The following is a 26,285-nucleotide window of genomic DNA, read 5'->3' as shown; positions in this document are numbered from 1 at the left end:
AGGGGGAGGGGAAAAGGCGGTGCTCTTTCAGGATGTTAGAGCCACGACTTGCGATTTTCGCAGCTAGCCCAAACACCTTAAAAGGGCTGCGCTTTAGCCCTTTGGAAACTTTCGATCGAAGCTCAAACGACCGGTAGTGAGAAGCGGTTACCGGATAAAACTCAATAACACGCTCTCAGTGATTAGCCCGTCGCGGCTTCAAGGTCGGTGTGGTTGAAATCGTTGCCTTTATAAAGCAGCGGAAGAAATCGGCATTTGGCGACCGCATAGGCCAGACAATCACCGAAGTTCAATCGAGCCGGATGGCCACTGCCTTTTCCATATCGGGAGAACGCCGCCACCGCAGCCTCGAACAGCGTCTGATCGAACGGTACGACCGAGATCGCTCCGACTGTCAGGAAGCGATGGACGGCTCCGACCGCGCGCGTGCCGAACCGCCGTTCCAGAACGATCTGGGTTTCGACCAGCGTTGGCGCGCCGACGCAAACGGGGCCGCGGGCGACGATACGGCGGAATTCAGGAGCTTCGGCTTCCATCAGAAAGATCGCGACGATGGCCGATGTATCGAGGGCGATCATAGCGGTCGCTCAGAGTGGAAGGCCGCTGTCGTCGTACATGTCGCTGTGATCAGATCCCGTGCCCGGCTTTCGGAACGGCGCCAATTCTTGTGCGAGTTCGAGAAGATCGTCGCAACGCCTCTGCTGCTCCGGCGTGAGCGGTACGGATGGTGCAGTTCCCGGCGCCGACTTGTCCGTGGCGAGGGCATCCCGCGCGAGGCGCAGCGAATCGACGATTGCCGCGTCGACCGAGACACCGCGCCGCTCCGCAAGTTCACGAGCGAGGCGGATCGCCTCATCGCTCTCTAGGACCAAGATTTCGGTCATCCGTCACGCCTCACGCAGACCGACGATTGCGAGCCTAAGCAGATTTGCATTGGCAAGCCAACGCTTCATCCGCTTGAATCTTTGTTGCAGCGCAAGTTTTCGTCGCAAAACCGGTGGCCACTTTTGCGAAACCTGCTTAGCTCAGTCGTCGGCTCCCGTCACTCACGGCTGCCAAGCCGCCACCGGCTCCCGCTCCGCCTCGGCGCTGGCATCGATCTCGGCCTGGAGCGCCCGCAGCGCCTCGGGCACGCCCTTCCGGCTCGCCGAGGACAGGACCAGCGGTGCCCGTCCGGCGGCGCGCTTGAGCTTGGCCACCTGGCTCTTGAGCGTCTCGGCATCGAGCGCATCGGCTTTCGAGAGGGCCACGATCTCCGGCTTCTCGGCGAGCCCGTTGCCGTAGGCCTCGATCTCGCCGCGGACCAGCTTGTAGGTCTTGCCGGCATGCTCGGAGGTGCCGTCGACGAGGTGCAGCAGCACGCGGCAGCGCTCGACATGGGCCAGGAACCGGTCGCCGAGCCCGACGCCCTCATGCGCGCCCTCGATCAGCCCGGGAATGTCGGCGAGCACGAATTCGCGCCCGTCCGAGCGCACGACACCGAGGCCCGGATGGAGCGTCGTGAACGGATAATCGGCGATCTTCGGCTTGGCGGCCGTGACGCTCGCCAGGAAGGTCGACTTGCCGGCATTGGGCAGGCCCACGAGCCCGGCATCGGCGATCAGCTTCAGCCGCAGCCAGATCCACATCTCCTGGCCTTCCTGGCCGGGATTGGCGTGCTTCGGGGCGCGGTTGGTCGAGGTGGTGAAGTAGGCGTTGCCGAAGCCGCCATTGCCGCCCTTGGCCAGCCGGATTTTCTGGCCGACCTCCGTGAGATCCGCCAGCAGGGTCTCGCCATCCTCGGAAAAGATCTGCGTGCCGGCCGGGACCTTCAGGACCGTGTCGGCCCCGTTGGCGCCGTGGCAGTTCGAGCCCATGCCGTGCTCGCCCTTCTTGGCCTTGAAATGCTGCTGGTAGCGGTAGTCGATCAGGGTGTTGAGACCCTCGACGCATTCCACCCAGACATCGCCGCCGCGGCCGCCATCGCCGCCGTTCGGGCCGCCGAACTCGATGAACTTTTCCCGGCGGAACGAGACGCAGCCGGGACCGCCGTCACCGGAGCGGACATAGACCTTGGCTTCGTCGAGGAATTTCACGGCTCGTCTCTCATGCTGCGGGCCGCCCGGGAGCGGCCCCGCGCGATATATGGGACGCGGGACCGCCTCGCGTCGATCCGGACGGTCAGGAGGCCAGCGCCAGATCCGGCACTGGTCTGGCCACCGTCTGGCGCCCGGCCCAGTCGGCACGGTCCAGGGCGAACCAGTCCAGATCACGCGCGCCGCCCCGGGCCGGGCTTGGTGTCGACCGGCGCTCGGTCCAGCGGAAGCCCGCCTTCTCGATCACCCGCCGCGAGGCACGGTTCTCCGGCAGGGCACTGACCGCCAGCCGCTCGCCTTCGGTATAGGCGAAAAAGGCATGGACCAGGGCGTCGGCGGCCTCGCTCATCAGCCCGTTCCCCCACCAGGGTTGGCCGAGCCAGTAGCCGAGATGCGGCGTGGCCTCGGCCCCTGCGAGCCCGATCAGGCCGATCAGGCTGCCGGGGCTCTCGCGGCGCGCCAGCGCGAGGGTCAGGCCCGTTCCGGCGCTGTTGGCACCCCGGACCTTGATCAGGAATTCATCGACAGCGCGCCGGTCCAGCGGGTGCGGGATGCCGGCCGTCATCTCGGCCACGGCCCGGTCACCCGCGAGGGTCACGATGGCGGGAATGTCCTTCGCGGTCGGCCAGCGCAGCCACAGCCGGCGCGTCTCGATCCGGAAGACATCGTCACGGGTCAGATCGGGGAACATCGTGCCCTCGCAGGGCGATGCGCCCGGCTCCGGGGCAGCGCCTCAAGACGACGAAGGGGAGGATGGCGTCCCATCCTCCCCGGTGTTCCGTCCGATCCGGCCCGTCAGGGGCTCGGCTACGACGTCTCCGGTCCGGTGTGGGACACCGGGCGGGACGCCAGCTTCGCCACTCCGGGCGCCCGCCTCTTATTCCGCGGCCTCGGCCAGCGGGGTAACACCGACGAAGGCGCGCCCGCGGCGCGTCTCGAAGCGGACATGGCCCGGTACCAGCGCGAAGATCGTGTGGTCCTTGCCCATGCCGACATTAGCGCCGGGATGCCATTTGGTGCCGCGCTGACGCACGATGATGTTGCCCGGAATCACGGCCTCCGAGCCGAACTTCTTGACGCCGAGGCGCCGGCCTTCCGAGTCGCGACCGTTGCGGGACGAGCCGCCAGCCTTCTTGTGTGCCATGGGATGTGCTCCGAATTCTGATCTGCTGCGATGCGGTCGCGGATCGGGTCCTCAGGGACCGGTACGCGCCCAGCTTTGAGCCGGCTTCAGGCCGAGATGCCGGTGATGCGCACCACCGTGTGGTCCTGCCGGTGGCCGCGCTTGCGGCGCGAGTTCTGCCGGCGGCGCTTCTTGAAGGCGATCACCTTCTTGTCGCGGCCATGGCGCACGATCTCGCCGGTGACGCTGATGCCCGACAGGGTCGGGGCGCCGACCTGGGTGGCGCCGGCGCCGTCGGCGAACAGGAGGACCTCGCCGAAGGTCACGGATTCACCGGCCTCGCCCGCGAGGGAGGCGATCGTGATGGTGTCGTTGGCGGCGACGCGGTACTGCTTACCGCCCGTCTTGATGACTGCGAACATCGTTCTCTCGTGTTCTCGAACGGCCTCCGGGGCGGCTGCCCCTGGACCGGCTTCTTGTTTGAAGTCATTGAACGGGCTTCAGCCCGGACAACGCGAAACGCGCGGACCCCGAGCAGAGGCCGCGCGCCATGCCGGCTCAGTAGGGGCGGGAGGCCCGCGTGTCAATCCTGCGCAGCCGGCCTCAGCGGATCGGCGCGCCCGTCACCAGCACTCCCTTGGCGACGCTGCCCTCCGGCCCGAAGGCCGCCAGCGCGTTCGCGCACCACGCGTCCCGGCCGACCTCGGCGAGTTGCTGGCGGACCTGCGTCGCGCGCGTGCGCAGCTTCTCCTGAAGCACCGGTTCCTGGCCGGTATTGACCCGGGCGGCGAGGCGCAGATTCGTGAGCTGACCGGCCTTCATCTGCACGCCCGGGCAGGATTGCTCCGCGATGATCGTCGTCGTCGCGGCATCCGCGTAGTTGTCGAGGGGCGAAGCCGGGGCGGGTGAAGCGGGCGCGGCCGGCACCTGCGCGACGGCCGGGCCGGCGAGGAGCTGAGCCGCAAGCGCCAGGACGATCCCGGAATGGCCGCGCCCGGAGATGGCGCGCGTTCGGCCCCTCACGACACCGAGCTGAATCATATCCGGCCACCTTCATGATGCCTTGCGGCGACGGCGGCTGCCTACACCCGCCCCGAGGCCGCCGCCAACCAGTCGACGGACGGGTCCGCCCCTACGGCGCCGCCTTGAACTCGCCCTCGATGCGCAGCGTCACCTCGTCGCCGAGCTGCGGCAGGTAGGCGTTGATCCCGAATTCCGAGCGCTTGATCACCGCCCGCCCGTCGAACCCGACCGTGTAGCGCTGGTCCATCGGGTGAATACCCGCCTGGTTGAAGGTCGCGTCGATCGCGAGCGGCCGGACGGTGCCGCGCAGGTTCAGGTCGCCGGTGATGCGGGCCGTGGTCGGGCTGGTCGGCTCCACCTTGGTGGCGGTGAAGCTCGCGGCCGGGAACTTGGCCGTGTCGAAGAAATCCGGCGTCGCGAGATGCGCGTTCAGGCGCGTGCTGCCGGTGATCGCGCCGCCGAGCGGCACGCTGACCGAGAGTTGGCTCTTCTCCGGAGCCTTCGGATCGAGGGTGAGGGTGCCGGTCAGGTCGGCGAACTGGCCGTAATAGGTCGAGTAGCCGAGATGCGAGACCGACCACGTGATCTTGCCGTGGTCGGGATCGAGCACGTAGGCGCCCGCCCGCACCTGCGTCGGGTCCGCGCTCGGCGCCACCGGGGTGGCGGGATCGTCCGCCGCCCGGGCCGGTGCGACGGACAGCAGGCCCAGCAGGGCGAGAAGTGGCGCGCGCATGATCGTCCCCCCGGAGTCCCCGCTCGGCTGGCCGGCCAAGCTCGGCCGGCGCGGCGCCCCTGATTTCACGAAGTCCAGGCGGGCTCAAGCGCGTCTGGCGAAGCCCCGCCCGCTTCTGTAGGCAATCCGCACCAGCGGGCAGGCGTGAAAATGATCGGAAAACTCAAGGGCATCGTGGATTCCTTCGGCGAGGATTTCGTGATCCTCGACGTCGCGGGGGTCGGATACGTCGTGCATTGTTCGGCGCGGACCCTCCAGCGCATGCCGAAGGTCGGCGAGCCGGCGGATCTCTCGATCGAGACCCATGTCCGCGAGGACATGATCCGCCTGTACGGATTCCGGTCCGATGCCGAGCGGGAATGGTTCCGCCTGCTGCAGACCGTGCAGGGCGTCGGCGCCCGGGTGGCCCTCGGCGTCCTCTCGGTGCTGGAGCCGGAGGCGCTGGCCGGCGCCATCGCGACGGGCGACAAGGGCGCGATCAGCCGGGCGCCCGGCGTCGGCCCCCGGCTCGCCGCCCGGCTGGCGGCCGAGCTGAAGGACAAGGCACCCGCCTTCGCGCCGATCGATCCGGCCCTGGTCGCCCTGACCGGCGCGGTCGAGACGGGCACCACCACCGGCCCCGTCGCCGACGCGGTGTCGGCGCTCGTCAATCTCGGCTACCCGCAGGTTCAGGCCGCCACCGCCATCGCCGCCGCCCTGAAGGAAACCGGCCCGGACGCGGAGGCGAAGGTGCTGATCCGCTTAGGGCTGCGCGAACTGGCCCGCTGACGACACGCTGCATCGCCGCGCCGGCGCGGCCATCCGCATGAAAAATCTCTTCCCTTGACCAAGCGAGTGTCGGGTGCCATTTCCGGTGAAGTCCGGTAAGATATTGAAAAGACACTACTTTTCAATTCTTCTAAACTGGCAGAGGAAGTGGCGCGGTCCGTATCCATGGGCCGGGCTGGAAAAAGGCGGGATTGGCGGGACGCATGATCGTCTGTTCTTGCAACGTCATTTCGGACGGCGCCGTCCGGTCGTGTCTGGCGCCGGGACCGGGCTGCCCGCGAACCCCCGCGCAGGTCTATGCCTGCCTCGGATGCAGCCCGAAATGCGGGCGCTGCGCGCGGACCATCCGGGCGATCATGCGCAACGCGCTCGGCCAGGACGACACGCCGGAGACGGGTCATTCGTGCTCGACGGCTTGCGCTCAGGCGTGCAGTTTGGTTTTATTCCAAACTGCGGATGAGGGAGTCGCCGCCTGATGTGACTGCCCCCGCCCAAGAAGACACTCAGGAGTTCGGGGGCCATGAAAGGCGACACCAAGGTCATCGAGTATCTCAACCGTGGCCTGCGCAGCGAGTTGACGGCGGTCAGCCAGTACTGGCTCCACTTCCGCATGCTGAATAACTGGGGTTACATCGACCTCGCCAAGTTCTGGCGCAAGGAATCGATCGAGGAGATGAACCACGCCGATCGGTTCATCGATCGGATCCTGTTCCTCGAAGGCTTCCCGAACCTGCAGGAGCTGGAGCCCCTGCGGATCGGCCAGAACGTGCAGGAGGTCGTCGAGTGCGACCTCGCGGCCGAGCACGGCGCGCGCAACCTCTACCTCGAAGCCGCGCAGTACTGCGATTCGATCAACGACCGGGTGTCCATGCGCCTGTTCGAGGAGCTGGCCGAGGACGAGGAAGGCCATATCGATTTCCTCGAGACCCAGCTCGATCTCATCAAGCAGATCGGCCTGCCGCTCTACGCCCAGCGCCACATCGGCGGGCTCGAGCCGATCGCGCCCGAGAAGGATTGATCCGGATCGGGCTCCGGCACCGCCGGAGCCCGGCAGGGGAGCGGCGATCTCTGCTCGCCCCTGCTTACGGATCCGCACATCTCCGTTGGAGCGGCGAAGGCGCCGCCGCGTCTCTCCCTCCCTCTCTGCGGGGGAGGGTGGCCCCTGCGTCAGCAGGGGTCGGGAGAGAGGGGAGCGACGCTTCCGAAAGAACCGCGCCCAGCCCTTTCAAGGTGTTTGCAGGATCATCAGGACACCGGCCAAGCGCGCGCTCCTCCCCCGTGTGGGGAGGAGTTGGAGGTGGGGGTGGTGCAGACGGCACCGCGGCGCTCGATCCTGAACCACCCCCACCCCTGGCCCCTCCCCACAGGGGGGAGGGGAAAAGGTCTCGCCCTGTCAGTCCGTCAGGGCCACGGATTGCGATCCGCGCAGCCAGCCCAAACACCTGAAAAGGGCTGGAACCGCGCCCTTCACGCAGCACGAAGCTTTATTCTGCACCGTCGCCCCCTCTCCCGACCCCCTTCGGGGGCCACCCTCCCCCGCGAAGGGGGGAGGGGAGAGATGCGGAACCGCCTGCGCCCCTCCACGGGAGCTGTGGGCATCCGGTAGCCCGCCCGGGAGGGAGCACGTCGCGCCGCGTCATCGGTTCCCGCCGCGAACCGGCGTCGCCCGCAGCCGCAGAGGGGCGGGGACAAGCGCCCTCTCTCAAGCCGCCGGTGTTAGACCGCGACGTGTGAATCCGGTAGGCAGAAGCGAGGGGGCCTCGGGTGAGGGGCCTTGGCTCCGCGCCCCCAGGAAATGTCGCGATACGGAGGCGGAAACCGGGATGCGGCTCGTGGTGGTGGGCGCCGATGGGCGCATGGGGCGGATGCTGGTGCGCGCCGTGGCGGAGGCAGAGGGCTGCACGCTCTCGGCGGCGATCGACCGCCCGGGCTCACCGACCCTCGGCCAGGATGCGGGAACCCTGGCCGGCCTCTCGCCCCTCGGCGTCTCCGTCACCGACGATCCCCTCGCGGCCTTCGCGGCGGCGGACGGGGTGCTCGACTTCACGACGCCCGCGGCCACCATCCAGTTCGCCGAACTGGCCGCCCAGGCCCGCATCGTCCACGTGGTCGGGACCACGGGCCTGACGGACGATGATCGCGAGACGTTGAAGGCCGCCTCGTATCACGCGCGCATCGTGCAGTCAGGCAACATGTCGCTCGGCATCAACCTGATGGCCGAGCTGGTCCGGCGCGTCGCGAAATCGCTCGGCGACGAGTTCGACATCGAGATCTGCGAGATGCACCACCGCATGAAGGTGGATGCGCCCTCGGGCACCGCGCTGATGCTGGGCGAGGCCGCCGCGGAGGGACGCGGCGTGGAGCTGAAGGCGGTGCGCGTCTCCACGCGGGACGGCCATACCGGCGCGCGCAAGGCCGGCGATATCGGCTTCGCCACCCTGCGGGGCGGCACCGTCGTCGGCGATCACAGCGTGATCTTCGCCGGTGCGGGCGAGAGCCTGACGATCAGCCACCACGCCGCCGACCGCGGGCTGTTCGCCACGGGGGCGGTCAAGGCCGCGCTCTGGGCGCATCCGAAGCCGCCCGGGCTCTACAATATGGCGGATGTGCTCGGCCTCTGACGGGGATCTTATGGAACGTCTTCTGGTCCTCGCCCGGCATGGCCAGAGCGAGTTCAACCGCAAGAACCTGTTCACGGGCTGGCGCGATCCCGACCTGACCGAGCGCGGCATCGCGGAGGCCGAGGCCGCCAGCCGCCGGTTGAAGCAGGAGGGCTACGCCTTCGACGTGGCGTTCACGTCCGGACTGAAGCGAGCCCAGCGCACCTGCACGCTCATGCTCGACGCGATGGGCCTCTCTGGAATCCCGGTGCTGCGGGACAGCGCGCTGAACGAGCGCGATTACGGCGACCTCTCCGGCCTCGACAAGGACGAGGCCCGCAAGCGCTGGGGCGAGGAGCAGGTCCACCAGTGGCGCCGCGCCTACGACGTGCGCCCGCCCGGCGGCGAGAGCCTGAAGGACACGGCCGCACGGGTGCTGCCCTACTACATCGCCACGATCCTGCCCCGGGTGATGCGCGGCGAGCGGGTGCTGGTGGCGGCCCACGGCAATTCGCTCCGCGCCCTCGTGATGGTGCTCGACCGGCTCGACCAGGATGCGGTTACGGCCCTGGAGATCAAGACCGGCGTTCCGCTGGTCTACCGGCTCGCCGCCGACACGACGGTCGCGGAGAAGCGCGTGCTGCCCCGGGACGATGCGGGCGGCTGAGTGGCGACGGAACTCGCGCCGGGCCTGATCCACCACCCGGGTTTTTGCGATCCCGCGGCCCGCCTCCGCCTCGCCGAGGAGGTCGCCGCGGTGCTCGAGGCGGCCCCGCCCGTCATCCCGCGGATGCCGCGCACCGACAAACCCTTCTCGGTGCGGATGTCGAATGCCGGGCCGCTCGGCTGGGTCTCGGACCGGGACGGCTACCGCTATCAGGCGACGCATCCCGAATCCGGCCGGCCCTGGCCCGCGATCCCGCCGACCGCCCTGGCCGCCTGGGACGCGCTGGCGCGATATCCTGCGCCGCCGGAGGCCTGCCTGATCAACCTCTACGATCCGGCCGCTCGGATGGGCCTGCACCAGGACAGGGACGAGGCGGAGTTTGCCGCGCCGGTCGTCTCCCTGTCGCTCGGGGCGCCGGCTCTGTTCCGCTATGGCGGGCTGCGGCGCGGGGATCCGACCCGCTCGATCCGCCTGCTGGCCGGGGACGCCCTGGTGATCGGGGGCACCTCGCGGCTGATCTTCCACGGGATCGACCGGCTCTATCCGGCGGCCGATCTGCTGGCGGAGGATCCGCGTCCGGGGTTTCTGCCTGCCGGGGGCCGGTGCAATCTCACGCTGCGTCGCGTGACGCGTCCGGCCACGGGAATGCCACGATCCTGACCGCTCTCGGATCCCGAACCTGCCGGGACTTTTGACGTGAGCGTATCGCCCTCCGAGCGTGACAGCGCCGCCGGATTATGGCCACCGATCGCGCGGTTCATCGATCTCGAGCGGCGGCTCGGCCGCGCGGCCCTCGCACGGGGACCGGTCGCGGCGGCGAGTTACGAGGTCTTTCGCTTCGGCCTGAAGCAGGGCTGGGCGTGCCTGTTCGGTGCACTCCTCCTGGCACTCATGATCGCCACGCGGCTCGCATGGCCGGCTCATGCGCCGATCGCCCGCTACGACGCCCTCTGTGTCGCCGCCGTCGCGCTCCAGGCAATGCTGCTCCGGACCCGGATGGAGACCTGGGAGGAGGCGAAGGTCATCCTGATCTTCCACGTGATCGGCACGGCGATGGAGGTCCACAAGACCGCGATCGGCAGTTGGATCTATCCGGAGGCGAGCCTCCTCCGGATCGGCGGCGTTCCGCTGTTCACCGGCTTCATGTATGCCGCGGTCGGCAGCTATTTGGCCCGCGTCTGGCGGCTGTGCGACTTCCGCTTCACGCGGCACCCGCCCATCACCGCCCTGTCGTTTCTCTCGGTGGCGATCTACCTGAACTTTCTCACCGATCACCTGGGTTTTGACTTGCGCGTCGGCTTGATCGCCGTCGCCGCCGTGCTGTTCGCTCCCGCGTTGGTCCATTTCAAGATCTGGCGCCGGCATCGCACCATGCCGTTGCTGGTCGGCCTCGTGCTGGTGGCCCTGTTCATCTGGTTCGCCGAGAATCTCGGAACGCTGACCGGTACGTGGCTCTATCCCAATCAGCGGATGCACTGGGCGCCGGTGCCGATCGCCAAGCTGACATCCTGGTTCCTGCTGATGATCGTGTCCTACACCCTCGTCGCGCGGGTGAACGGGATCGTACGCCTGCCCTCGCCGGCGCGATCATCGTCGCGAACCGTGTCGCCGTGAGGCGCGCCGCCTGCCTCGCGGCGGCCGCGACCGTCGTGGCGGCCGGGTTGCTGCTGCGGCTGCCGCGCTGGCCGCTCCCGCTCCCGATCCACCATTACGGCGGCGGCGTTCTCTGGGGCGCGATGCTGCTCTTCCTGGTGGCCGCCCTGCGACCGCCGCGATGGCACCGGCGGGCCTGCGTGATCGCGTCCTGTCTTCTCGCCGCCCTGATCGAAGCGAGCCGGCTGGTCCACGCCCCAGCGCTGGACGTCTTTCGCCGGACTCTGCCGGGCGAGCTTCTGCTCGGCCGCATCTTCTCGGTGTGGAACCTGCTCGCCTACGCGCTCGGGATCGCGGTGGCCGCGCCGCTCATCCGGTCCCATCTTCGTGAACACGACGGGGCCGTAACCCCGCCTTGACAGAGCCCGCCGTCCAGCGGACCCATCTTGCGGTGCGGCAGCGCGGACGGCTGCTCTCAGGAGACACGAAGGTCGATGCTGGTGCGTACCCTGTCGCTGCGTCTCGGGCGGATTCTTCTCCTCGCGAGTCTGGTCTTCGGCACCGCGGCGCGGGCGGGCGAGCCCGTCTTCCCGCCGGGCTCCCGCTTCGGCTTCGAGCCGCCCGCCGACATGACGCTGTCGCGGCGCTTCACCGGCTTCGAGCGCAAGGAAGGCGGCGCCACGGTCTCGGTGGTCGAACTGCCGCCGAACGCCTTCGCGGAACTCGTCAGCGGCTTCACCGACGCCAACCTGCTGAGCCAGGGTTTTGCGGTCGAGAAGCGCGAGGAGGTGAAGATCGGCGACAACGAGGGCATGCTCTACACCGGCGAGCAGCCCGCCGATCCCAACGCCTCCGCCCCGGCGATCCGGAAGTGGATCCTCGTGGTCGGCACGCCCAGCGTGACCGGCCTCGTCATCGCCCAGGCGCTGCCCGATGCCGAGACCGAGGAGACGATGCGCAAGATGGTGACCGGCGTCACCCTGCGTCCCGCGCTGACGCTCGCCCAGCAGGTCGATGCGCTGCCCTTCCGCATCGGCGATATGGCGGGCTTCCGCCCGGTCCGGGTGCTGGCCGGCAATTCCGTGCTGCTGACCCAGGGGCCGAAGGACCAGATGCAGAATCTGGAGCAGCCGATCCTGGTCCTGGCCCAAGCCGTCCAGCAGCCGCCGACCGCCGAGCAGCGCGACGGTTTCGCCCGCGCGGCGCTGGCGTCGAACCAGACGCTCAAGGATTTCGTGATCGAGCGGGCGCAGAGCTACCGCTCGAACGGGGTCGACTGGCACGAGATCGTGGCCCGCGCCACCGACCAGCCCACCAACCTGCCGGTGGTCGTTTCGCAGACCATCCGGTTCAACCCGGACGGCTATCTGCGCGCGTTGGGCGTCGTCCGCGAGGACCAGCGGGCCGGCGTGCTCGCGAAGTTCCGCGAGGTGGTCGACAGCGTGCAGCCGAAGTAGCGCCTCACCACACCGCGGCCTGCCCGTCGCGGCGCGGGTCGCTCGCCGCCACGTAGCCCTCGACCGCAGGATCGCCCATCCGCCAGATGAACTGTCCGGCGCCGAAATCCTGATAGCTGTCCTCGATCACCTCCAGCCGGTGGCCCAGGGCCTTCAGCCGATCGACCGTCGCGGCCGGCATCGCCGACTCGACGTTGATGTCGAGGCCGTCGCTCACGCGCCAGCGCGGCGCGTCGCAGGCGGCCTGCGGGTTCTGGCCGTGGTCGAGCATCCGCACCAGGGTCTGGACGTGGCCCTGCGGCTGCATGTTGCCGCCCATCACGCCAAAGCTCATCACCGGCGCGCCGTCCCGCGTGAGGAAGCCCGGGATGATGGTGTGGAACGGCCGCTTGCCGGGCGCGACGCAATTGGGGCTCTCCGGATCGAGCACGAAGCCGTAGCCGCGGTTCTGGAGCGAGATGCCCCAGCCGGGCACCACAACGCCCGAGCCGAAGCCCATGTAGTTCGACTGGATGAAGCTCACCATCATGCCGGATTCATCGGCCGCGGTGAGATAGATCGTGCCGCCGGCGGGTGGCTTGCCGGGGCCGAACACCTGGGCGCGGTTGCGGTCGATCAGCTTGGCGCGGCCCGCGAGGTAGGCCGGATCGAGCATCGCCTCGGGCGTGACCTCCATCCCGCGCGGGTCGGCGACGTAACGGTATGTGTCGCAGAAGGCGAGCTTCATCGCCTCGATCTGGAGGTGCTGCGATTCCGGGCCATCGACCGGCAGGGCGGCGAGGTCGAAATGCTGGAGGATGCCGAGCGCGATCTGCGCCGCGATGCCCTGGCCGTTCGGCGGGATCTCGTGGAGCGTGGAACCGCGGTAGTCCTGGGCGGTCGGCGTCACCCATTCGGGTCTGTAGGCGGCGAGGTCGGCTGTCGTCAGGGCGCCGCCGTTCGCCCGCGCATGCGCGGCGATCGCCTCGGCGATCTCGCCCCGGTAGAAGGCCTCGCCCCGGGTCTCGCCGATCAGCCGGAGGGTCTTCTCGGCGCCCGGGAACGTCACCAACTCGCCGACATCCGGCGCCCGGCCCTTCGGCAGGAAGAACTCCGAAAAGCCCGGCTGGCGGGTGATGGCCTCGACCCGGGCGGCCGCCGCCCATTTCTGCTGCACGACGACGGGGGCGAGGTAGCCCCGCTCGGCGATGCGGATCGCGGGCTGCATCAGGTCGGAGAAGGGGAGGCGGCCGAACCGTTCGCTGAGCGCGACCCAGGCGGCGACCGCACCGGGAACCGTCACGGAATCCCAGCCGCGCATCGGCGGCCGCTCGGCCGGGCCGTATGTCTTCAGGAAATAGTCGCGGGTCCAGGCCGCCGGCGCCCCGCCCGAGGCGTTGAGGCCGTGCAGCTGCTTTCCGTCCCACAGGATGCAGAAGGCGTCGGAGCCGAGTCCGTTGCTGCACGGCTCGGTCAGGGTCTTGGCGGCGGCCGTGGCGATGGCGGCGTCCACGGCGTTGCCGCCCGCCTGGAGCATCTGGATCCCGGCCTGCGCGGCGAGCGCATGCGACGTCGCAACGCAATTGCGCCCGAACATCGGCATGCGCAGCGACGGATACCCGGCTGCCCAGTTGAACGGCTTCATGGTTCAGCCCCCGCTTTGGCAGTCCGTCGGCGCCTGTCTTGTCTGGCATACAGGATAACCGGCGCGGGTGAAGGCCGGAAACGGCACGCCGCAAACGAAAAGCGCGGACCCGAGGGCCCGCGCTGCTCGATCTGCCTCCGCGGCTGCGCTCAGTACGGGCGGCCGTACAGCGGCGAAGTCGGATCCAGTCGGTCGACGAAGGAGAGGTCGACGTTGCGGACCGCCGATTGCTGGCTGGTGATGAACGGCGCGTTGGTGATCGGGTCCGGCAGGATCCCGCGGCCGAAGCGATCGGTCGGCCCATAGGGCGGGGTCAGCTGGTTGGACGCCGCGATCAGGTAGGGGTTGAGGGCCGGGTTGCGCGAGCCGCCGGCGCCCGGAACGTTGGACGTGATCGGCACGTTTCCGGCGTCCAGCCAGCTGCGCGGGCGCACCCGGATCGGGAGCGGGCGGCTGACACGATAGACCGGACCGGGAACGAAACCGTCCTGCGCCTGAGCCGGAGCGGCGGCGCCGAAGCCGGCAGCGGCAATGACACCAAGAAGTGCGATCCTGAGCGAGCGCATGGCTGACCTTGACTGTGAGTGCCACGAGTATGGCGAGCGAAGCTTAACAGTTCGACGCCTTTGACGGTAAGACGCTTGGGCGGGGCTGTTGTTCCGCTCCCAAGGCTGAGCTTGTGCGATTTGCCACACTCATGCCTCATTTTTTATTTCGCGATTTTTGCCCGGCCGGTCCGTTCCGCCCTGACGCGTCCGCGACCTTCGTCAGGGGGCAGGATCGCGACGCGGGGGCTGCCGTCGAGAAGGCGGCCGTCGTCTCGGGATCGGCGAGATCGACGAGGCTCAGCGCGTCGAGCGAGCAGGCCAGCGCCTCGGCGGCAGGCGGCTGTCCGAGCGGCGCACAGGACCATCCGTCGAGCCGGAACCCGGTGTCACGCGTGACGAAACCCAGGCAGGTCCGCGGCGCGGGATTGCCGAAGGTGATCTCCAGGGTATCGACCGCGCCGAACTTGGTCTGGATCCTGCCGTGCGATCCGGTCCGGATCACCGCCAGCGCCGGCCGGTCGAAGGCCGGACCGGCCGCGGCGCGCCGGGCCATCAGGATGAAGAGGCTGGTCGCCGCGTTCGCCTCCCTGCCGCGCGTGAGCGTCACCCGCAGCGCCGGGGCCTCGGTGACCGCGACATTCCCACGGCTCAACACATCCTCGCGCAGGCCGGTGCGCGGATCGATCCCGGCGGTCACGCGCACCGGATCGATGCCGGGCTCCGCGAGATCGAAAAGGGCGGCGCGGACAGGCGCCGGAACGGATTCGATCTGCGCCGTGGGCTTGAAGCCGGTCGTCAGCTCCAGCGCCGCGGACAGCCCCCCGGCGCGCGAACCCGTCCCACGACCCGGACGCCACGCGCAGACGCACAACAGGGCGATCAGCGCCGAGGCCATCACCAGACGCAATCCAAGGGCGCCGGGCGACAGTGCCACCCAGCTCATCAGACCGGAGGGCTCGCGCCCCTCCCGTACCTCTCCCGACCCAGCCACCATGACATCCCGCGGACGGAGAACCTCGTAATCCGCCGGCGATCGTCAGGGCTAAGGATTGAATTCCCCTGGCGGTCCCAATGTCGTCACCGGATTCCCCGCTTCAGGGTGAATCGATCGTTGCCTCATTGTCGGCCTTGACAGCGCTCTCCCATGCGCGCCTTGCTCGGACAGGCCGTCGATCCCACCTCCGTCGAGGACGTGATCTGCGGCCGCGTCCGTTTGGCGGGCGCTGTCCGGCACGAACGATCCTTCGGCCGATATGACTGGCAGGAGCGCGGCGCCCGGATCGGTCGGGGTTTTCCGCGCGGAGACGAGAGATGGGTTACAAGGTCGCCGTCGTCGGCGCCACGGGCAACGTGGGCCGCGAGATGCTCGATATCCTGGCCGAGCGGGCTTTCCCCGCCGACGAGGTCGTGGCTCTGGCCTCGCGCCGCAGCCAGGGCCAGGAGGTCTCCTTCGGCGACAAGACGCTCAAGGTCAAAACGCTGGATTCCTACGATTTCTCCGACACCGACATCTGCCTGATGTCGGCCGGTGGCGAGACCTCGAAGGAGTGGTCGCCGCGCATCGGCCAGCAGGGCTGCGTGGTGATCGATAATTCCTCGGCGTTCCGCTACGACGCCGACGTGCCGCTGATCGTGCCCGAGGTGAATGCCGACGCGGTGGCGGGCTTTACCAAGCGCAACATCATCGCCAACCCGAACTGCTCGACCGCGCAGCTGGTCGTCGCGCTCAAGCCCCTGCACGAGGCGGCCACGATCAAGCGCGTCGTGGTCTCGACCTACCAGTCGGTCTCCGGCGCCGGCAAGGAGGCGATGGACGAGCTGTTCAACCAGACCCGCGCCGTGTTCACCGCCGGCGAGATCAAGCAGGGCGGCAAGTTCACCAAGCGGATCGCCTTCAACGTCATCCCCCACATCGACGTGTTCATGGAGGATGGCTACACGAAGGAAGAGTGGAAGATGGTCGCCGAGACCAAGAAGATGCTCGATCCGAAGATCAAGCTGACGGCGACCGCCGTCCGCGTCCCGGTCTTCATCGGCCATGCGGAAGCGGTGAACGTCGAGTTCGAGCGTCCGCTCTCACCCGAGCAGGCCACCGAGATCCTGCGCGCCGCCCCCGGCGTGCTGGTGATCGATAAGCGCGAGAACGGCGGCTACATGACGCCTCACGAGGCGGCGGGCGAGGACGCGACCTACATCTCGCGCATCCGCGAGGACGCGACCATCGAGAACGGCCTGAACTTCTGGTGCGTCTCGGACAACCTGCGCAAGGGCGCGGCGCTCAACGCGGTGCAGATCGCCGAGGTGCTGGTGAACCGGAAGCTGCTCAACGGCGCCAAGCGCGCGGCCTGAGGCTGAGCGCGACGGGGATGCGGCAGCCGAGCCCGCATCCCCCGAACGGGAACCCGCGACGCCCCCTCCCTCCCCCCTCTGCGGGGGAGGGGAACCCGGGTTCAGAACGGGGCGCAGCCTTCATGAAGGCCAGCGCTTATCCTGCGCCGTCGCTTCCCTCTCCCGACCCGGCCTGCCCCGCAGAGGGGAGAAACGGCGGTCCCCAAGCCCCCTGTCACGCGCCTGTCATGGGCTCCGCTCACCCCGGTCTCCGGAACAATCGGAGATTCGTCGTGCGGCGCGCACTCACTTCCTGCCTGATCGGATTGGGGCTCCTGGCTGCGTCCGGAGCGCAGGCCGAGCCCCGTAACGTCGTGCTCTTCGTCGCCGACGGTCTGCGCTACGGCATGGTGAATGCCGCCAACGCGCCGACCATGGACCGGCTGATGACGTCCGGCGTGCGGTTCACCAACACCCATTCCCTGTTCCCGACCTTCACGATGCCGAACGCCACCGCGATATCGACGGGGCACATGCTCGGCGATACCGGCCAGTTCGGGAACACGATCTACACGGCCTTCCCGGTCCCGGGCGCGGGCGAGAGCCTCACGCCGTTCCTGGAGAACGACCCCGTCCTCGGCGATGTCGACGAGCATTTCGCCGGCAATTATCTGAACGAGCAGACGATCCTCCGGGCGGCCCACGCCAAGGGGCTGTCGACCGCCAGCATCGGCAAGCTCGGCCCGTCCACGGTCTTCGATCACACCGCCCGCTCGGGTCAGGAGACGATCCTGATCGACGACAGCACGGGGCGCGCGGGCGGGATCCCGCTGGGCGACGAGATCAAGGCGCGCCTGGCTGCGGTCGGCCTGCCCGTGCAGGCGCCGACCCGCGGCGCCAACGGCCCGTCCGGCGATGCCGAGACGCCGGGGACGCTCTCAGCCAACGTCGAGCAGCAGGCCTACTTCGCGGACGTCGCCACCAAGGCGGTGCTGCCGCTGTTCAAGGATCGCAGGAAGCCGTTCGTGCTGGTCTTCTGGTCGCGCGACCCGGACGGAACGCAGCACAACCAGGGCGACAGTCTCGGGCGGCTGGTTCCGGGCATCAACGGTCCGACCACCCTCGCGGCGATCCGGAACGCCGACACCAACCTCGCCACCCTGCTGGCCGCGCTGAAGGATCAGGGTCTCGCGGAGACGACCGACGTGATCCTGACCTCGGATCACGGCTTCTCGACCATCTCCAAGGAGAGCGCGACCAGCTTCGCGGCGACCCAGAGCTACAAGGGCGTGCCGAGCCGCCAGCTGCCGCCGGGCTTCCTCGCCATCGACATCGCCCACGCCCTGGGTCTCACCCTGTTCGATCCGGACGCCAAGGGTGCCAAGCTCGGGGCCGGCAGCTTCCCGAGCCGGGCGAACGGCCTGATCGGCACGGACCCGGCCAAGCCCGACGTGGTGGTGGCGGCCAATGGCGGCTCGGACCTCGTCTACATCCCGAACGGAGACAGGGCCCTGGCCCAGCGCGTGGTCGAGGCCCTGTCCAGGCAGGATTACGTCAGCGGGCTGTTCGTGAGCGCTGCTCTGGGTCCGATCGCGGGGACGCTGCCGCTCTCGGCCATCGCGCTGGACGGTTCGGCCCTGACGCCGATGCCCGCCATCGTGGTCAACTTCCGGAGCTTCTCCACCGGCTGCGCCGATCCGACCACCTGCGGTGTCGAGGTCTCCGACACGGTGCTGCAGCAGGGCCAGGGCATGCATGGCAGCTTCTCGCGGTCCGATACGCGCAACGTCATGGGCGCTGCGGGCCCGAGCTTCCGCGCCGGCCTTGAGAGCCCGGTACCGGCGAGCAACGCCGATCTCGGCAAGACGATCGCGCGGATCCTCGATCTGACCATCCCCGCCAAAGGCACGCTGGTCGGCCGGGTTCTCACGGAGGCGCTGGCGAACGGCGCGACGCCGCAGGCGGAGAGCCGGGTCCTGCGCTCGGAACCGGACGCCACCGGCCTGACCACAATCCTGCGCTATCAGACGGTCGGCGAGACCCGCTATTTCGACACCGCCGGATATCCGGGGCGGACGCTGGGTCTGATCGACGAAGGGTCTTCGGCGCCGGCCAAGGCCCACTGACGATGCCAGTGCGCTGAGTGGACCTGTCATCCCAAGAGGAAACCTCATCCTGAGGTGACCGCGAAGCGGGCCTCGCAGGGGGCGTCCAGGGATCGCAGTGCTGGCTGGAGGCCTCCTTCGAGGCCTCCGCTGCGCTTTGGCGCCTCAGGATGAGGGCGAGGTTTGGACGTCTGTCCCCGTGAGCGGCGTACGTTCACCCGCGCATGCTCAAACATGCGTTGCGGCAGCGGAGCCCCGTGCCGGATGCGATAACCGGCACGGGCAAAGCCGCCTACGCCATGCCGAGCGCCTGCATGTAGAGCTCGAGGATGGCCTCCTGCTCCTGGCGCTCGCTGTGATCCTGCTTGCGGATCCGCAGGATGGTGCGCACCGCCTTGGCGTCGAAGCCCCGGCCCTTCAGCTCGGCGAACACCTCCTTGATGTCGCCCATGATGCCGGCCTTCTCCTCCTCCAGACGCTCCAGGCGCTCGATGAACTGCTTCAGCTCGTCGGCGGCCACGCCTTCGGCCGACGAGACGTCGCCGCCGGGCCGCTGGGCGGCGGTGGGCATCGAATGGGCGTTCATGGAGCTCTCCGGACTACACGGCGCAGTTGCGCCCTGACCCGTGGTTAACGGGGCGAACTTACCGGAAGCTGAACCGATTCGCGGCGGCTCAATGCCCCTTGGCCTGATTGGCGGCGAAGCCCGCCTGCTGCGCGGCGCTGGCCTCGGCCTGATACTTCGCCTTCCATTCATTATACGGCATGCCGTAGACCGCCTCGCGGCTCGCATCCTTGGTGAGCGCCACGCCCTTTTCGTCGGCGGCATCCTTCAGCCAGTTGGACAGGCAGTTCCGGCAGAAGCCCGCCAGATTCATCAGATCGATGTTCTGGACGTCGGTGCGCGTGCGCAGATGCGCCACCAGCCGGCGAAACACCGCCGCTTCGAGTTCGATGCGCGTGCGTTCTTCGAGATCGTTCATCAATCGCCTGCCTGACTTCGGGAGCGCACTGGATCTCGGGATCGCAGAGGCCGGGATCAAGCCGCCATCAGCGGCCGGAGGATCCGGGCGAAGCGGTCCGCCCATTCCGCCTGACCGGCCTCGGCGGCGATCAGATCCTGGCGGATTTCCACGAGCGCGTTCGGCAGGCCCCGCGCGGTGGCGTGGCGGTCGATCGTGTCGCCCGGCAGACCGCCGCCATAGGGCTGGTTGTCGCCGACAGTCAGCCCCGCCGGATCGGCCTGGAGCGCCTCGATCAGCGGCCGGGAGAAGCGCTCGTCGCGGTCGTACAGGATGCCGACCTGCCAGGGCCTCGGAATGCCGCGCCAGTACGGTGTGAAACTGTGCATGGTCAGGATCGCGGGCGGCCGACCGGCAGCCTCGGCGGCAGCGATCGCCGCGTCGATGGCGGCGTCGAACGGCGCGTAGAAGCGGGCGATCCGCGCCTGCTTGCCGGCCGCGTCGATCCGGGCATTGCCCGGCACCACCGCGCCGTCGGACAGGCGCATCACCAGCGTCGGGTCGGCGCGGCCCCGGTTCGGGTCGATGATCAGGCGTGAGAAATTGGTCAGGATCGCGGGGGCGCCGAGCTGCGCCGCCAGGCTCCGCGTCACCGCGGCGGCGCCGATGTCGTAGGCGATGTGCCGCGCGAATTCGGAGGCCGGAAGCCCGAGATCGATATCCGGCGGCACGTAGTTCGAAGCGTGATCGCAGGCGATGACGAGGCCGCAGGCCGGATCGCCGGGTATGATCTCGCAGGGATGCGGTGCGGCGGCCGCTTCAGTCTCCGGACAGGTCACGGGGCTCCCAGGTCTTCCAATCTGTGCGGGGGCGCCGATGGCGCTTGCCGTGGGGCGAAGGCTCGGGCAGATCACCTATCAAGGATCGTGCGCTCACGGCAAGAAACGGGCCCGCCGCCCAGGCAAGAAACGGGCGGGGATCGTGCGATCGGGTCAAGAGAGGAGCCCGTCCGACGCCATGACCGAGACTGCCGCGCCCGCCGTCGATCCCGCGATTCAGGCCCAGCGTGCGCTCCTCGACAGCCTCCTCACGGCGGCGATCCGAGCAGCGCATCCCGATCTCGCCCTGCCGCCGCACCTGCCCGAGCCGAGCCCAGGACGGCTGATTATCTTAGGTGCAGGCAAGGCCGCGGGCAGCATGAGCGCCGTGGCGAGCCGGTTCTACCGCCAGCAGCACGGGCTCGGCGACGACCGGATCGTCGGGCTCGCGGTGGCGCGCCACGGCTACGGGCGGGAGGCGCCCGGGATCCACATGGTCGAGGCCGGCCATCCCGTCCCCGACGAGGCCGGCATCGCGGCGACCAAGGAGGCCCTGCGGCTCGCCACCGAGGCGGGGCCGGACGACGAGGTGCTGGTGCTGCTCTCCGGCGGCGGATCGGCCAACTGGATCGCCCCGGCCGGCGACCTGACGCTCACCGAGAAGCAGGCGATCACCCGGGCGATGCTGCGCTCAGGCGCCCCGATCGGCGAGATCAACACGGTGCGCAAGCATATCTCCCGGATCAAGGGCGGGCGCCTCGCGCTCGCCGCCCGCAACGCGCGGCGGGTCCTGACGCTGGCGATCTCGGACGTGCCCTTCGACGATCCGGCGGTGATCGCCTCGGGGCCGACCGTGCCCGACCCGTCCACCCTGGCGGATGCCCGCGCCATCTGCGAGCGCCGCGGCATCCCGCTGCCGGAAGAGGCGGTGCGCCTGCTCAACGACCCCAACAACGAGACCCCGAAGGCGGGTGATCCGGCCTTCGCCCGGGCGGAATACCGTATCATCGCCCGCCCGATCGACGCCCTGAACGCGGCGGCCGAGGCGGCCCGGGCAGCCGGCTACGAGCCGGTGATGCTGGGCGCCGACCTGGAAGGCGAGGCCCGCGAAGTCGCCGCCGAGCACGCCGTCGCGGCCAAGCGCTACAGGCAAGCCGGCCAGCGCGTCGCGCTGATCTCCGGCGGCGAACTCACCGTCACCATCCGGGGGGAGGGCAATGGCGGCCCGAACCAGGAATACGCGATGGCGCTCGCGGTGGCGCTGGCGGGGGAACCGGGCATTTCAGGCATCAGCGCCGACACCGACGGCACCGATGGCGGCCGCGGCCTCGCCACCGATCCCGCGGGCGGCCTCGTCGATCCCACCACCCTGGCGCGCGCCCGCGCCGCCGGCCTCGACCCGGCCGCGATGCTGGATCAGAACGACTCCACCGCGTTCTTCGCGGCCCTCGGCGACCTCGTGAACCCCGGCCCGACCTGTACCAATGTCAACGACTGCCGCATCATCCTCGTCGATTAAGGTTCGCCTCCCGGCGGTTCGGTTCCTTCCCGTCCTCACGGTCCTCGGCTTCGCGCTCCTCGGCGCGGCCCCCGCGAAGGCCGACCTGCGCCTCTGCAACCAGACGGGGAGCAAGGTCGGCATCTCGCTCGGCTACCGCGATCCGCAGGGCTGGGTCACGGAGGGCTGGTGGGATCTCGCGCCCAAGGCCTGTGAGACGCTGCTCAAGGGTGCGCTGGCGGCGCGCTTCTACTACGTCTTTGCCGTGGATTACTCGCGCGGCGGCGAGTGGAGCGGGCGCTCGCTGATGTGCACCCGCGACTCGGAATTCACGATCCGTGGGATCGAGGATTGCCTGGCGCGGGGCTACGACCGGAACGGCTTCTTCGAGGTCGATACCGGCGAGCAGAAGAGCTGGACCATCCAGCTGACCGATCCGAACCGGGCGGACGCGCCCGCCAAACCGTAGTCAACGTCCCAACCCGTCACGCGAGCCGACGACGCCCGGCGGCTTGCGCTGAGAACGCCCGGAGGATCCCGCTTGAAACGCTCGCGCCGCACGAAGATCGTCGCCACCCTCGGGCCGGCTTCCGACTCGCCCGAGATGATCGAGCGGCTGTTCCGCGCGGGCGTGGACGTGTTCCGGCTCAACATGAGCCATCTTCCCCGGGAAAAGCTGCCCGAGAAGGTCGAGGCGATCCGGACCGTCGAGCGCGAGGCCAAGCGCCCGATCGGGATCCTGGTCGATCTGCAGGGGCCGAAGCTGCGGCTCGGCACCTTCGCGGAGGGCGCCGCGATGATCGAGGCCGGCGCGACCTTCGTGCTCGACGGCGACCCGACCCCGGGCGATGCCGCGCGCTGCCACCTGCCGCATCCGGAGATCCTGCAGGCCCTGGAGCCCGGCCACGCGATCCTGCTCGATGACGGCAAGCTGCGGCTGTCCGTGGTCGAGACGTCGGAGAACCGGGCGGTGACCCGGGTCGAGGTCGGCGGCCGCATCTCCAACCGGAAGGGCGTCTCGCTGCCGCATACGGTGATCCCGGTGCCGGCCATGACCGACAAGGACCGGGCGGATCTCGACGCGGGCCTCAATGCCGGCGCCGACTGGATCGCCGTCTCATTCGTGCAGCGGCCCGAGGACGTCGCCGAGGTCAAGAAGGTCTGCGCCGGCCGGGCCCTGGTGATGGCCAAGATCGAGAAGCCGCAGGCTCTGACCCGCCTCGACGAGATCATCGAGATTTCGGACGGGTTGATGGTCGCCCGCGGCGATCTCGGCGTGGAAATGCCGCTGGAGCAGGTCCCGGGCGTGCAGAAGCGCATCACCCGCAGCGCCCGGCGCTCGGGCAAGCCGGTCGTTGTCGCGACCCAGATGCTCGAATCGATGATCACGGCGCCGGTCCCGACCCGCGCCGAGGTCTCGGATGTCGCCACCGCGGTCTACGAGGGCGCGGATGCCGTGATGCTGTCGGCCGAGAGCGCCTCGGGCGCCCACCCGATCGCCGCGGTGGAAACGATGAGCCGCATCGCCGAGCAGGTGGAGCGGGACGCGCTCTACTGGTCGATCATCCGGGCACAAAGCGCGACGCCGGATCACACGGCCAACGACGCGATCGCGGCGGCCGCGCACCAGATGGTGGACGCCCTCGACCTCGACGCCATCATGGCCTGGACGAGTTCCGGCTCGACGGCCCTGCGCCTGTCGCGCGAGCGCCCGAACGCCACCGTGATCGCCCTGACACCCCGGCGCGAGACCGCACGCCGGCTGGCGCTCGCTTGGGGCACCCATCCGATCGTCACCAAGGACGCCAGCGACGTGGACGACATGTCGTTCCGGGCTGCCAAATTCGCGGTCCGCGAGCGGTTCGCGGCGGTGGGGGATCGGGTGATCGTCGTGGCCGGCCTGCCCTTCGGCACGCCCGGGGCTACGAATCTCGTGCGGCTCACCTTCATCACCCGCGAGCATGCCGAGAAGGCGTGACCGGCCAGCCCTTTTAGGTGTATTCGGACCGGCGGGAGACCGACCGGACGCGCGCTCCTCGCCCTTGCGGGGAGGAGTTGGAGGTGGGGGTGGCTCAGGATTGAACGCTGCGGTGCCGTCTGCGCCACCCCCACCCCCGGCCCCTCCCCGCAAGGGGGATGGGGAATACGCCTGATCCATCAGTCGGTTAGAAGCGGCATAGGTGGGATCCCTGCATCTAGCCCAAACACCTTGAAAGGGCTGGCATGAGGGGTTTCGGGTTCAGGGGCCGAAGGCTCCCACCTGTGGGGATCGCAAGCGGATCGACTTGAGGGCCGCGCAACATCTGCGGCCGTTGCACCGGCCTGGATGGCTCCGCTCCGCGTTGAGAAAGCGGCGCCTCAATGGGCGGCGGGAACCGCCGTCGCCGCATTGGTGGAACCGGCAGACAGCCGTGCGATCTCCTCCGTCACGCGCTCCGATGCCACGTACTGGAGCATGTGGCCGATCCCCGGCAGCAGGACCAGCCGTGCCCCCGGGATCGCACGCGCGAGCGGCACCGCCTGCTCCGCGCTGCGCACGATCGGATCGGCCTCGCCGGCGATGACCAGGGTGGGCATCCGGATTGCGCCGTAGCGTGGAGCCTGGGCGGCCAGCGCCTTCGTGAGGCCAAGCAGATCCTGCACGTTGGCAAGCAGCGTACCCGGCCGCAGGACCAGCGCCGCCCGGGCGAGTTCCGGATAGTCCGGATGTTCCGGCTGGGGCGTGAACACCCGGCGGGCCGCCTCCGGCAGGAAGCGCTGCGCCAGCGGCGGCCCGACCGTGCGGCTGAGCAGCCACGCCACGGGCGGTTGAACGGCGAGCCGCCAGTACCAGGGCAGACCCGGCAGCCGGTCCGGCATCGGCATGGCGACGGGCGCCGCAAGGACGAGGGCCGAGACCCGCTCCGGGTGATCGAGGGCGAGCGCCAGAGCCAGCGAACCGGCCCAGGAATGGCCGAACACGATCGCCGGACCGACCCCCATCTCGGTCAAGGCCTCCGCGATCAGGCGCGCCTGCACGGCCGGTGCGGCGGCCCCGGCGCCGGCGATGCGGTCGCTCCAGCCGAAGCCCGGACGGTCGAAGGCGATGACCCGGAAGCCCCGCGCGGCGAGGCGGCGGCCGATGCCCTCCATCGGGTCCGATGCGTTGGCCGAGGCGCCGTGCAGGAGGACGATCGGCGGACCATCCGCCGGACCGTCCTGAATCGTGGCGAGGCGCCCGCCGGACACGGCGACGAAGGGGCCGGCCGGCGGGTAGGCGGCACTGACCCGCATCGTGATGGCGAGGGTCGCCAGCACACCGAGGATTAGGACGAGGCCCAGCACCGCAACGGGCAGGGCCGCGAGCGTGAGGAGAATACCGAGGACCCGGGTCACAGGTCGCGGCCGTCGACCTCCGGCGCGAGGCGGTCGATCGCCTCGCCGATCTTGTCCATCTGCGGGTAAAGTGCCTTGGCCCGGCGGAAGGCCGCCAGCGCCCGCGCCTTGTCCTCCTGCGATTCGTAGATCCGGCCCAAAGCCGCCCAGGCCTCGAAGTGGCGCGGCTCCAGGACCAGCGCGCGCTTCAGGTCGCCGATCGCATCGTCCTTGTCGGTCAGCAGCCAGAACACCGTGGCGCGCCGATTCCAGCCCTCCGACCAGTCGGGCTCAAGGGCTGTCACGCGGTCCATCAGCTCGGCCGCGAGGGGGAAGTCGTGCGCCGTGACGGCCTGACGGGCACGATCCGTCAGAAGGTCGGCGGTCGGGCTGCCAGAACCGGCGAGGCGCCGCTCGATGAGCCGCGCGATGCCCTTGGCCTCGACCGGATCCTCGCTGGCGCGCAGGCGGGCGAACAGATCGTCGAGGCTCGGGGGCTTCGGCGCGGGCTTCGCTTCCGGCGCCGTGCGACCCTGGCGATTCGGCTCCGGCGCCGCCCGTGCAGCGGGTGACGCGGCAGTCAGCGCCGAGAGGCAGACCAGGGCGGCGAGGAGGCGGGCCGGCATCATGCCGCCAGAGTGTGCCCCGCCGACCGACCCGTCAACGCGCCGCGGTGCCGCGCATGCGAAAACAGCCGCGCCCAAGCGGGAGCGGCTGCAGGAGTCCGACCTTGGCCAGACTGTTTGGCTCAGCCCTGACGAGCCTTGAAGCGCTTCTGGGTCTTGTTGATCACGTAGACCCGGCCCTTGCGGCGCACGAGCTGGTTGTCCCGGTGGCGGCCGCGCAGGGACTTGAGGGAGTTGCGGATCTTCATCGGTCTCTCGAGCCCGGAGGGCCGTCCATGGAAAGTGTATCGGGAACGTCGTCGCGGGGCTGGACGCGCGCTCGCGTCCGGCGATCACGGCACACGCATCGCGGAATGGCGCCGCCATATCAGGATTCCCCACGG

At 69.3% G+C, this 26,285-nt stretch carries 31 protein-coding genes; 14 read left to right on the top strand and 17 right to left on the bottom strand.

The features are described 5' to 3' along the window. Positions 1–182: 182 nt before the first annotated feature. The 8 genes from FVE89_RS19780 to FVE89_RS19745 form a co-directional block, all read right to left on the bottom strand. Positions 183–578 (bottom strand): type II toxin-antitoxin system VapC family toxin, encoded by a 396-nt coding sequence (locus tag FVE89_RS19780; protein ID WP_160535946.1) that lies wholly within the window; start codon positions 576–578, stop codon positions 183–185. 9 nt (positions 579–587) lie between these two features. Continuing rightward, complete coding sequence (locus FVE89_RS19775; RefSeq protein ID WP_160535944.1) at positions 588–884, bottom strand: type II toxin-antitoxin system VapB family antitoxin; 297 nt, start codon at positions 882–884, stop codon at positions 588–590. Between the two features lie 162 nt (positions 885–1,046). Continuing rightward, on the bottom strand, positions 1,047–2,075 hold the full coding sequence (gene obgE, locus FVE89_RS19770) for a GTPase ObgE (RefSeq protein ID WP_160535942.1): 1,029 nt from the start codon (positions 2,073–2,075) through the stop codon (positions 1,047–1,049). Positions 2,076–2,160: 85 nt separating this feature from the next. Next, complete coding sequence (locus FVE89_RS19765; RefSeq protein WP_160535940.1) at positions 2,161–2,766, bottom strand: GNAT family N-acetyltransferase; 606 nt, start codon at positions 2,764–2,766, stop codon at positions 2,161–2,163. Positions 2,767–2,952: 186 nt separating this feature from the next. Continuing rightward, entirely contained in the window at positions 2,953–3,219 is a 267-nt protein-coding gene (gene rpmA, locus FVE89_RS19760) for a 50S ribosomal protein L27 (protein WP_012317134.1), read from the bottom strand. An 86-nt stretch (positions 3,220–3,305) separates the two neighbouring features. Then, the gene (gene rplU / locus FVE89_RS19755) at positions 3,306–3,620 is read right to left on the bottom strand and encodes a 50S ribosomal protein L21 (protein ID WP_160535938.1); all 315 of its coding nucleotides are present in this window, start codon (positions 3,618–3,620) and stop codon (positions 3,306–3,308) included. A gap of 181 nt (positions 3,621–3,801) precedes the next feature. Continuing rightward, positions 3,802–4,239 carry a hypothetical protein gene (locus tag FVE89_RS19750; protein WP_246731010.1) on the bottom strand — a complete coding sequence of 146 codons (438 nt, stop codon included), beginning with the start codon at positions 4,237–4,239 and terminating at the stop codon, positions 3,802–3,804. Between the two features lie 91 nt (positions 4,240–4,330). Next, entirely contained in the window at positions 4,331–4,954 is a 624-nt protein-coding gene (locus FVE89_RS19745; protein ID WP_160535936.1) for a YceI family protein, read from the bottom strand. A 150-nt stretch (positions 4,955–5,104) separates the two neighbouring features. On the opposite strand from FVE89_RS19745, the gene ruvA reads away from it, so the two are divergent. The 9 genes from ruvA (at position 5,105) to FVE89_RS19700 (ending at position 12,039) form a co-directional block, all read left to right on the top strand. After that, positions 5,105–5,722, top strand: a complete 618-nt coding sequence (gene ruvA, locus FVE89_RS19740; RefSeq protein WP_160535934.1) for a Holliday junction branch migration protein RuvA — start codon at positions 5,105–5,107, stop codon at positions 5,720–5,722. A gap of 203 nt (positions 5,723–5,925) precedes the next feature. Further along, on the top strand, positions 5,926–6,198 hold the full coding sequence (locus tag FVE89_RS31265; RefSeq protein ID WP_160535976.1) for a (2Fe-2S)-binding protein: 273 nt from the start codon (positions 5,926–5,928) through the stop codon (positions 6,196–6,198). Positions 6,199–6,242: 44 nt separating this feature from the next. Continuing rightward, positions 6,243–6,740 carry a bacterioferritin gene (gene bfr, locus FVE89_RS19730; RefSeq protein WP_160535932.1) on the top strand — a complete coding sequence of 166 codons (498 nt, stop codon included), beginning with the start codon at positions 6,243–6,245 and terminating at the stop codon, positions 6,738–6,740. Positions 6,741–7,545: 805 nt separating this feature from the next. After that, complete coding sequence (dapB, locus tag FVE89_RS19725; protein ID WP_160535930.1) at positions 7,546–8,343, top strand: 4-hydroxy-tetrahydrodipicolinate reductase; 798 nt, start codon at positions 7,546–7,548, stop codon at positions 8,341–8,343. 10 nt (positions 8,344–8,353) lie between these two features. Further along, positions 8,354–8,989, top strand: a complete 636-nt coding sequence (locus FVE89_RS19720; RefSeq protein ID WP_160535928.1) for a 2,3-bisphosphoglycerate-dependent phosphoglycerate mutase — start codon at positions 8,354–8,356, stop codon at positions 8,987–8,989. Continuing rightward, positions 8,990–9,649: an alpha-ketoglutarate-dependent dioxygenase AlkB gene (locus FVE89_RS19715; RefSeq protein ID WP_160535927.1), complete on the top strand. Its 660-nt coding sequence runs from the start codon at positions 8,990–8,992 to the stop codon at positions 9,647–9,649. It begins immediately after the preceding gene. Between the two features lie 36 nt (positions 9,650–9,685). Then, the gene (locus tag FVE89_RS19710) at positions 9,686–10,603 is read left to right on the top strand and encodes a DUF817 domain-containing protein (RefSeq protein WP_160535925.1); all 918 of its coding nucleotides are present in this window, start codon (positions 9,686–9,688) and stop codon (positions 10,601–10,603) included. After that, the gene (locus FVE89_RS19705; RefSeq protein ID WP_342389623.1) at positions 10,600–11,001 is read left to right on the top strand and encodes a DUF2809 domain-containing protein; all 402 of its coding nucleotides are present in this window, start codon (positions 10,600–10,602) and stop codon (positions 10,999–11,001) included. Before FVE89_RS19710 ends, FVE89_RS19705 begins: the two co-directional genes overlap by 4 nt. Before the next feature lie 75 nt (positions 11,002–11,076). Beyond that, entirely contained in the window at positions 11,077–12,039 is a 963-nt protein-coding gene (locus FVE89_RS19700; protein WP_160535923.1) for a hypothetical protein, read from the top strand. A gap of 4 nt (positions 12,040–12,043) precedes the next feature. On the opposite strand, the gene FVE89_RS19695 is transcribed toward FVE89_RS19700, so the two are convergent. The 3 genes from FVE89_RS19695 to FVE89_RS19685 form a co-directional block, all read right to left on the bottom strand. Next, entirely contained in the window at positions 12,044–13,663 is a 1,620-nt protein-coding gene (locus FVE89_RS19695; RefSeq protein WP_160535921.1) for a gamma-glutamyltransferase family protein, read from the bottom strand. 149 nt (positions 13,664–13,812) lie between these two features. Beyond that, positions 13,813–14,229 carry a hypothetical protein gene (locus FVE89_RS19690; protein ID WP_160535919.1) on the bottom strand — a complete coding sequence of 139 codons (417 nt, stop codon included), beginning with the start codon at positions 14,227–14,229 and terminating at the stop codon, positions 13,813–13,815. A 136-nt stretch (positions 14,230–14,365) separates the two neighbouring features. Continuing rightward, positions 14,366–15,154 (bottom strand): hypothetical protein, encoded by a 789-nt coding sequence (locus FVE89_RS19685; RefSeq protein WP_160535917.1) that lies wholly within the window; start codon positions 15,152–15,154, stop codon positions 14,366–14,368. A 368-nt stretch (positions 15,155–15,522) separates the two neighbouring features. Here FVE89_RS19685 and FVE89_RS19680 point away from each other — a divergent pair, with 368 nt between their 5' ends. After that, positions 15,523–16,560, top strand: a complete 1,038-nt coding sequence (locus FVE89_RS19680) for an aspartate-semialdehyde dehydrogenase (RefSeq protein WP_160535915.1) — start codon at positions 15,523–15,525, stop codon at positions 16,558–16,560. Positions 16,561–16,832: 272 nt separating this feature from the next. After that, the gene (locus tag FVE89_RS19675) at positions 16,833–18,665 is read left to right on the top strand and encodes a nucleotide pyrophosphatase/phosphodiesterase family protein (RefSeq protein WP_342389622.1); all 1,833 of its coding nucleotides are present in this window, start codon (positions 16,833–16,835) and stop codon (positions 18,663–18,665) included. Positions 18,666–18,936: 271 nt separating this feature from the next. On the opposite strand, the gene FVE89_RS19670 is transcribed toward FVE89_RS19675, so the two are convergent. The 3 genes from FVE89_RS19670 to FVE89_RS19660 all read right to left on the bottom strand — a co-directional run bounded on the left by FVE89_RS19670 (position 18,937) and on the right by FVE89_RS19660 (position 20,445). After that, the gene (locus FVE89_RS19670) at positions 18,937–19,215 is read right to left on the bottom strand and encodes a DUF2312 domain-containing protein (protein ID WP_026604676.1); all 279 of its coding nucleotides are present in this window, start codon (positions 19,213–19,215) and stop codon (positions 18,937–18,939) included. 103 nt (positions 19,216–19,318) lie between these two features. Next, positions 19,319–19,627 carry a DUF1244 domain-containing protein gene (locus tag FVE89_RS19665; protein WP_160535910.1) on the bottom strand — a complete coding sequence of 103 codons (309 nt, stop codon included), beginning with the start codon at positions 19,625–19,627 and terminating at the stop codon, positions 19,319–19,321. 56 nt (positions 19,628–19,683) lie between these two features. Further along, positions 19,684–20,445, bottom strand: a complete 762-nt coding sequence (locus FVE89_RS19660; protein WP_160535909.1) for an N-formylglutamate amidohydrolase — start codon at positions 20,443–20,445, stop codon at positions 19,684–19,686. A 178-nt stretch (positions 20,446–20,623) separates the two neighbouring features. Here FVE89_RS19660 and FVE89_RS19655 point away from each other — a divergent pair, with 178 nt between their 5' ends. The 3 genes from FVE89_RS19655 to pyk all read left to right on the top strand — a co-directional run bounded on the left by FVE89_RS19655 (position 20,624) and on the right by pyk (position 23,900). Continuing rightward, positions 20,624–21,943, top strand: a complete 1,320-nt coding sequence (locus tag FVE89_RS19655; RefSeq protein ID WP_160535907.1) for a glycerate kinase — start codon at positions 20,624–20,626, stop codon at positions 21,941–21,943. Continuing rightward, positions 21,909–22,391 carry a DUF1036 domain-containing protein gene (locus FVE89_RS19650; RefSeq protein WP_160535905.1) on the top strand — a complete coding sequence of 161 codons (483 nt, stop codon included), beginning with the start codon at positions 21,909–21,911 and terminating at the stop codon, positions 22,389–22,391. The genes FVE89_RS19655 and FVE89_RS19650 overlap by 35 nt, the downstream gene beginning before the upstream one ends. Before the next feature lie 72 nt (positions 22,392–22,463). After that, positions 22,464–23,900: a pyruvate kinase gene (gene pyk, locus FVE89_RS19645; RefSeq protein ID WP_160535903.1), complete on the top strand. Its 1,437-nt coding sequence runs from the start codon at positions 22,464–22,466 to the stop codon at positions 23,898–23,900. 380 nt (positions 23,901–24,280) lie between these two features. Here the strand turns inward: pyk and FVE89_RS19640 are convergent, their stop codons facing one another. From FVE89_RS19640 to ykgO, 3 genes are all read right to left on the bottom strand, one after another. Next, complete coding sequence (locus FVE89_RS19640; protein ID WP_160535900.1) at positions 24,281–25,297, bottom strand: alpha/beta hydrolase; 1,017 nt, start codon at positions 25,295–25,297, stop codon at positions 24,281–24,283. Beyond that, complete coding sequence (locus FVE89_RS19635) at positions 25,294–25,902, bottom strand: tetratricopeptide repeat protein (RefSeq protein WP_202130919.1); 609 nt, start codon at positions 25,900–25,902, stop codon at positions 25,294–25,296. The genes FVE89_RS19640 and FVE89_RS19635 overlap by 4 nt, the downstream gene beginning before the upstream one ends. A gap of 122 nt (positions 25,903–26,024) precedes the next feature. After that, positions 26,025–26,150 carry a type B 50S ribosomal protein L36 gene (ykgO, locus tag FVE89_RS19630; protein WP_003601867.1) on the bottom strand — a complete coding sequence of 42 codons (126 nt, stop codon included), beginning with the start codon at positions 26,148–26,150 and terminating at the stop codon, positions 26,025–26,027. Positions 26,151–26,285: the final 135 nt, after the last annotated feature.

Source organism: Methylobacterium sp. 2A (genome assembly GCF_009806555.1).
Classification (GTDB): domain Bacteria; phylum Pseudomonadota; class Alphaproteobacteria; order Rhizobiales; family Beijerinckiaceae; genus Methylobacterium.
This window is presented reverse-complemented; position numbering and strand designations above follow the sequence as displayed.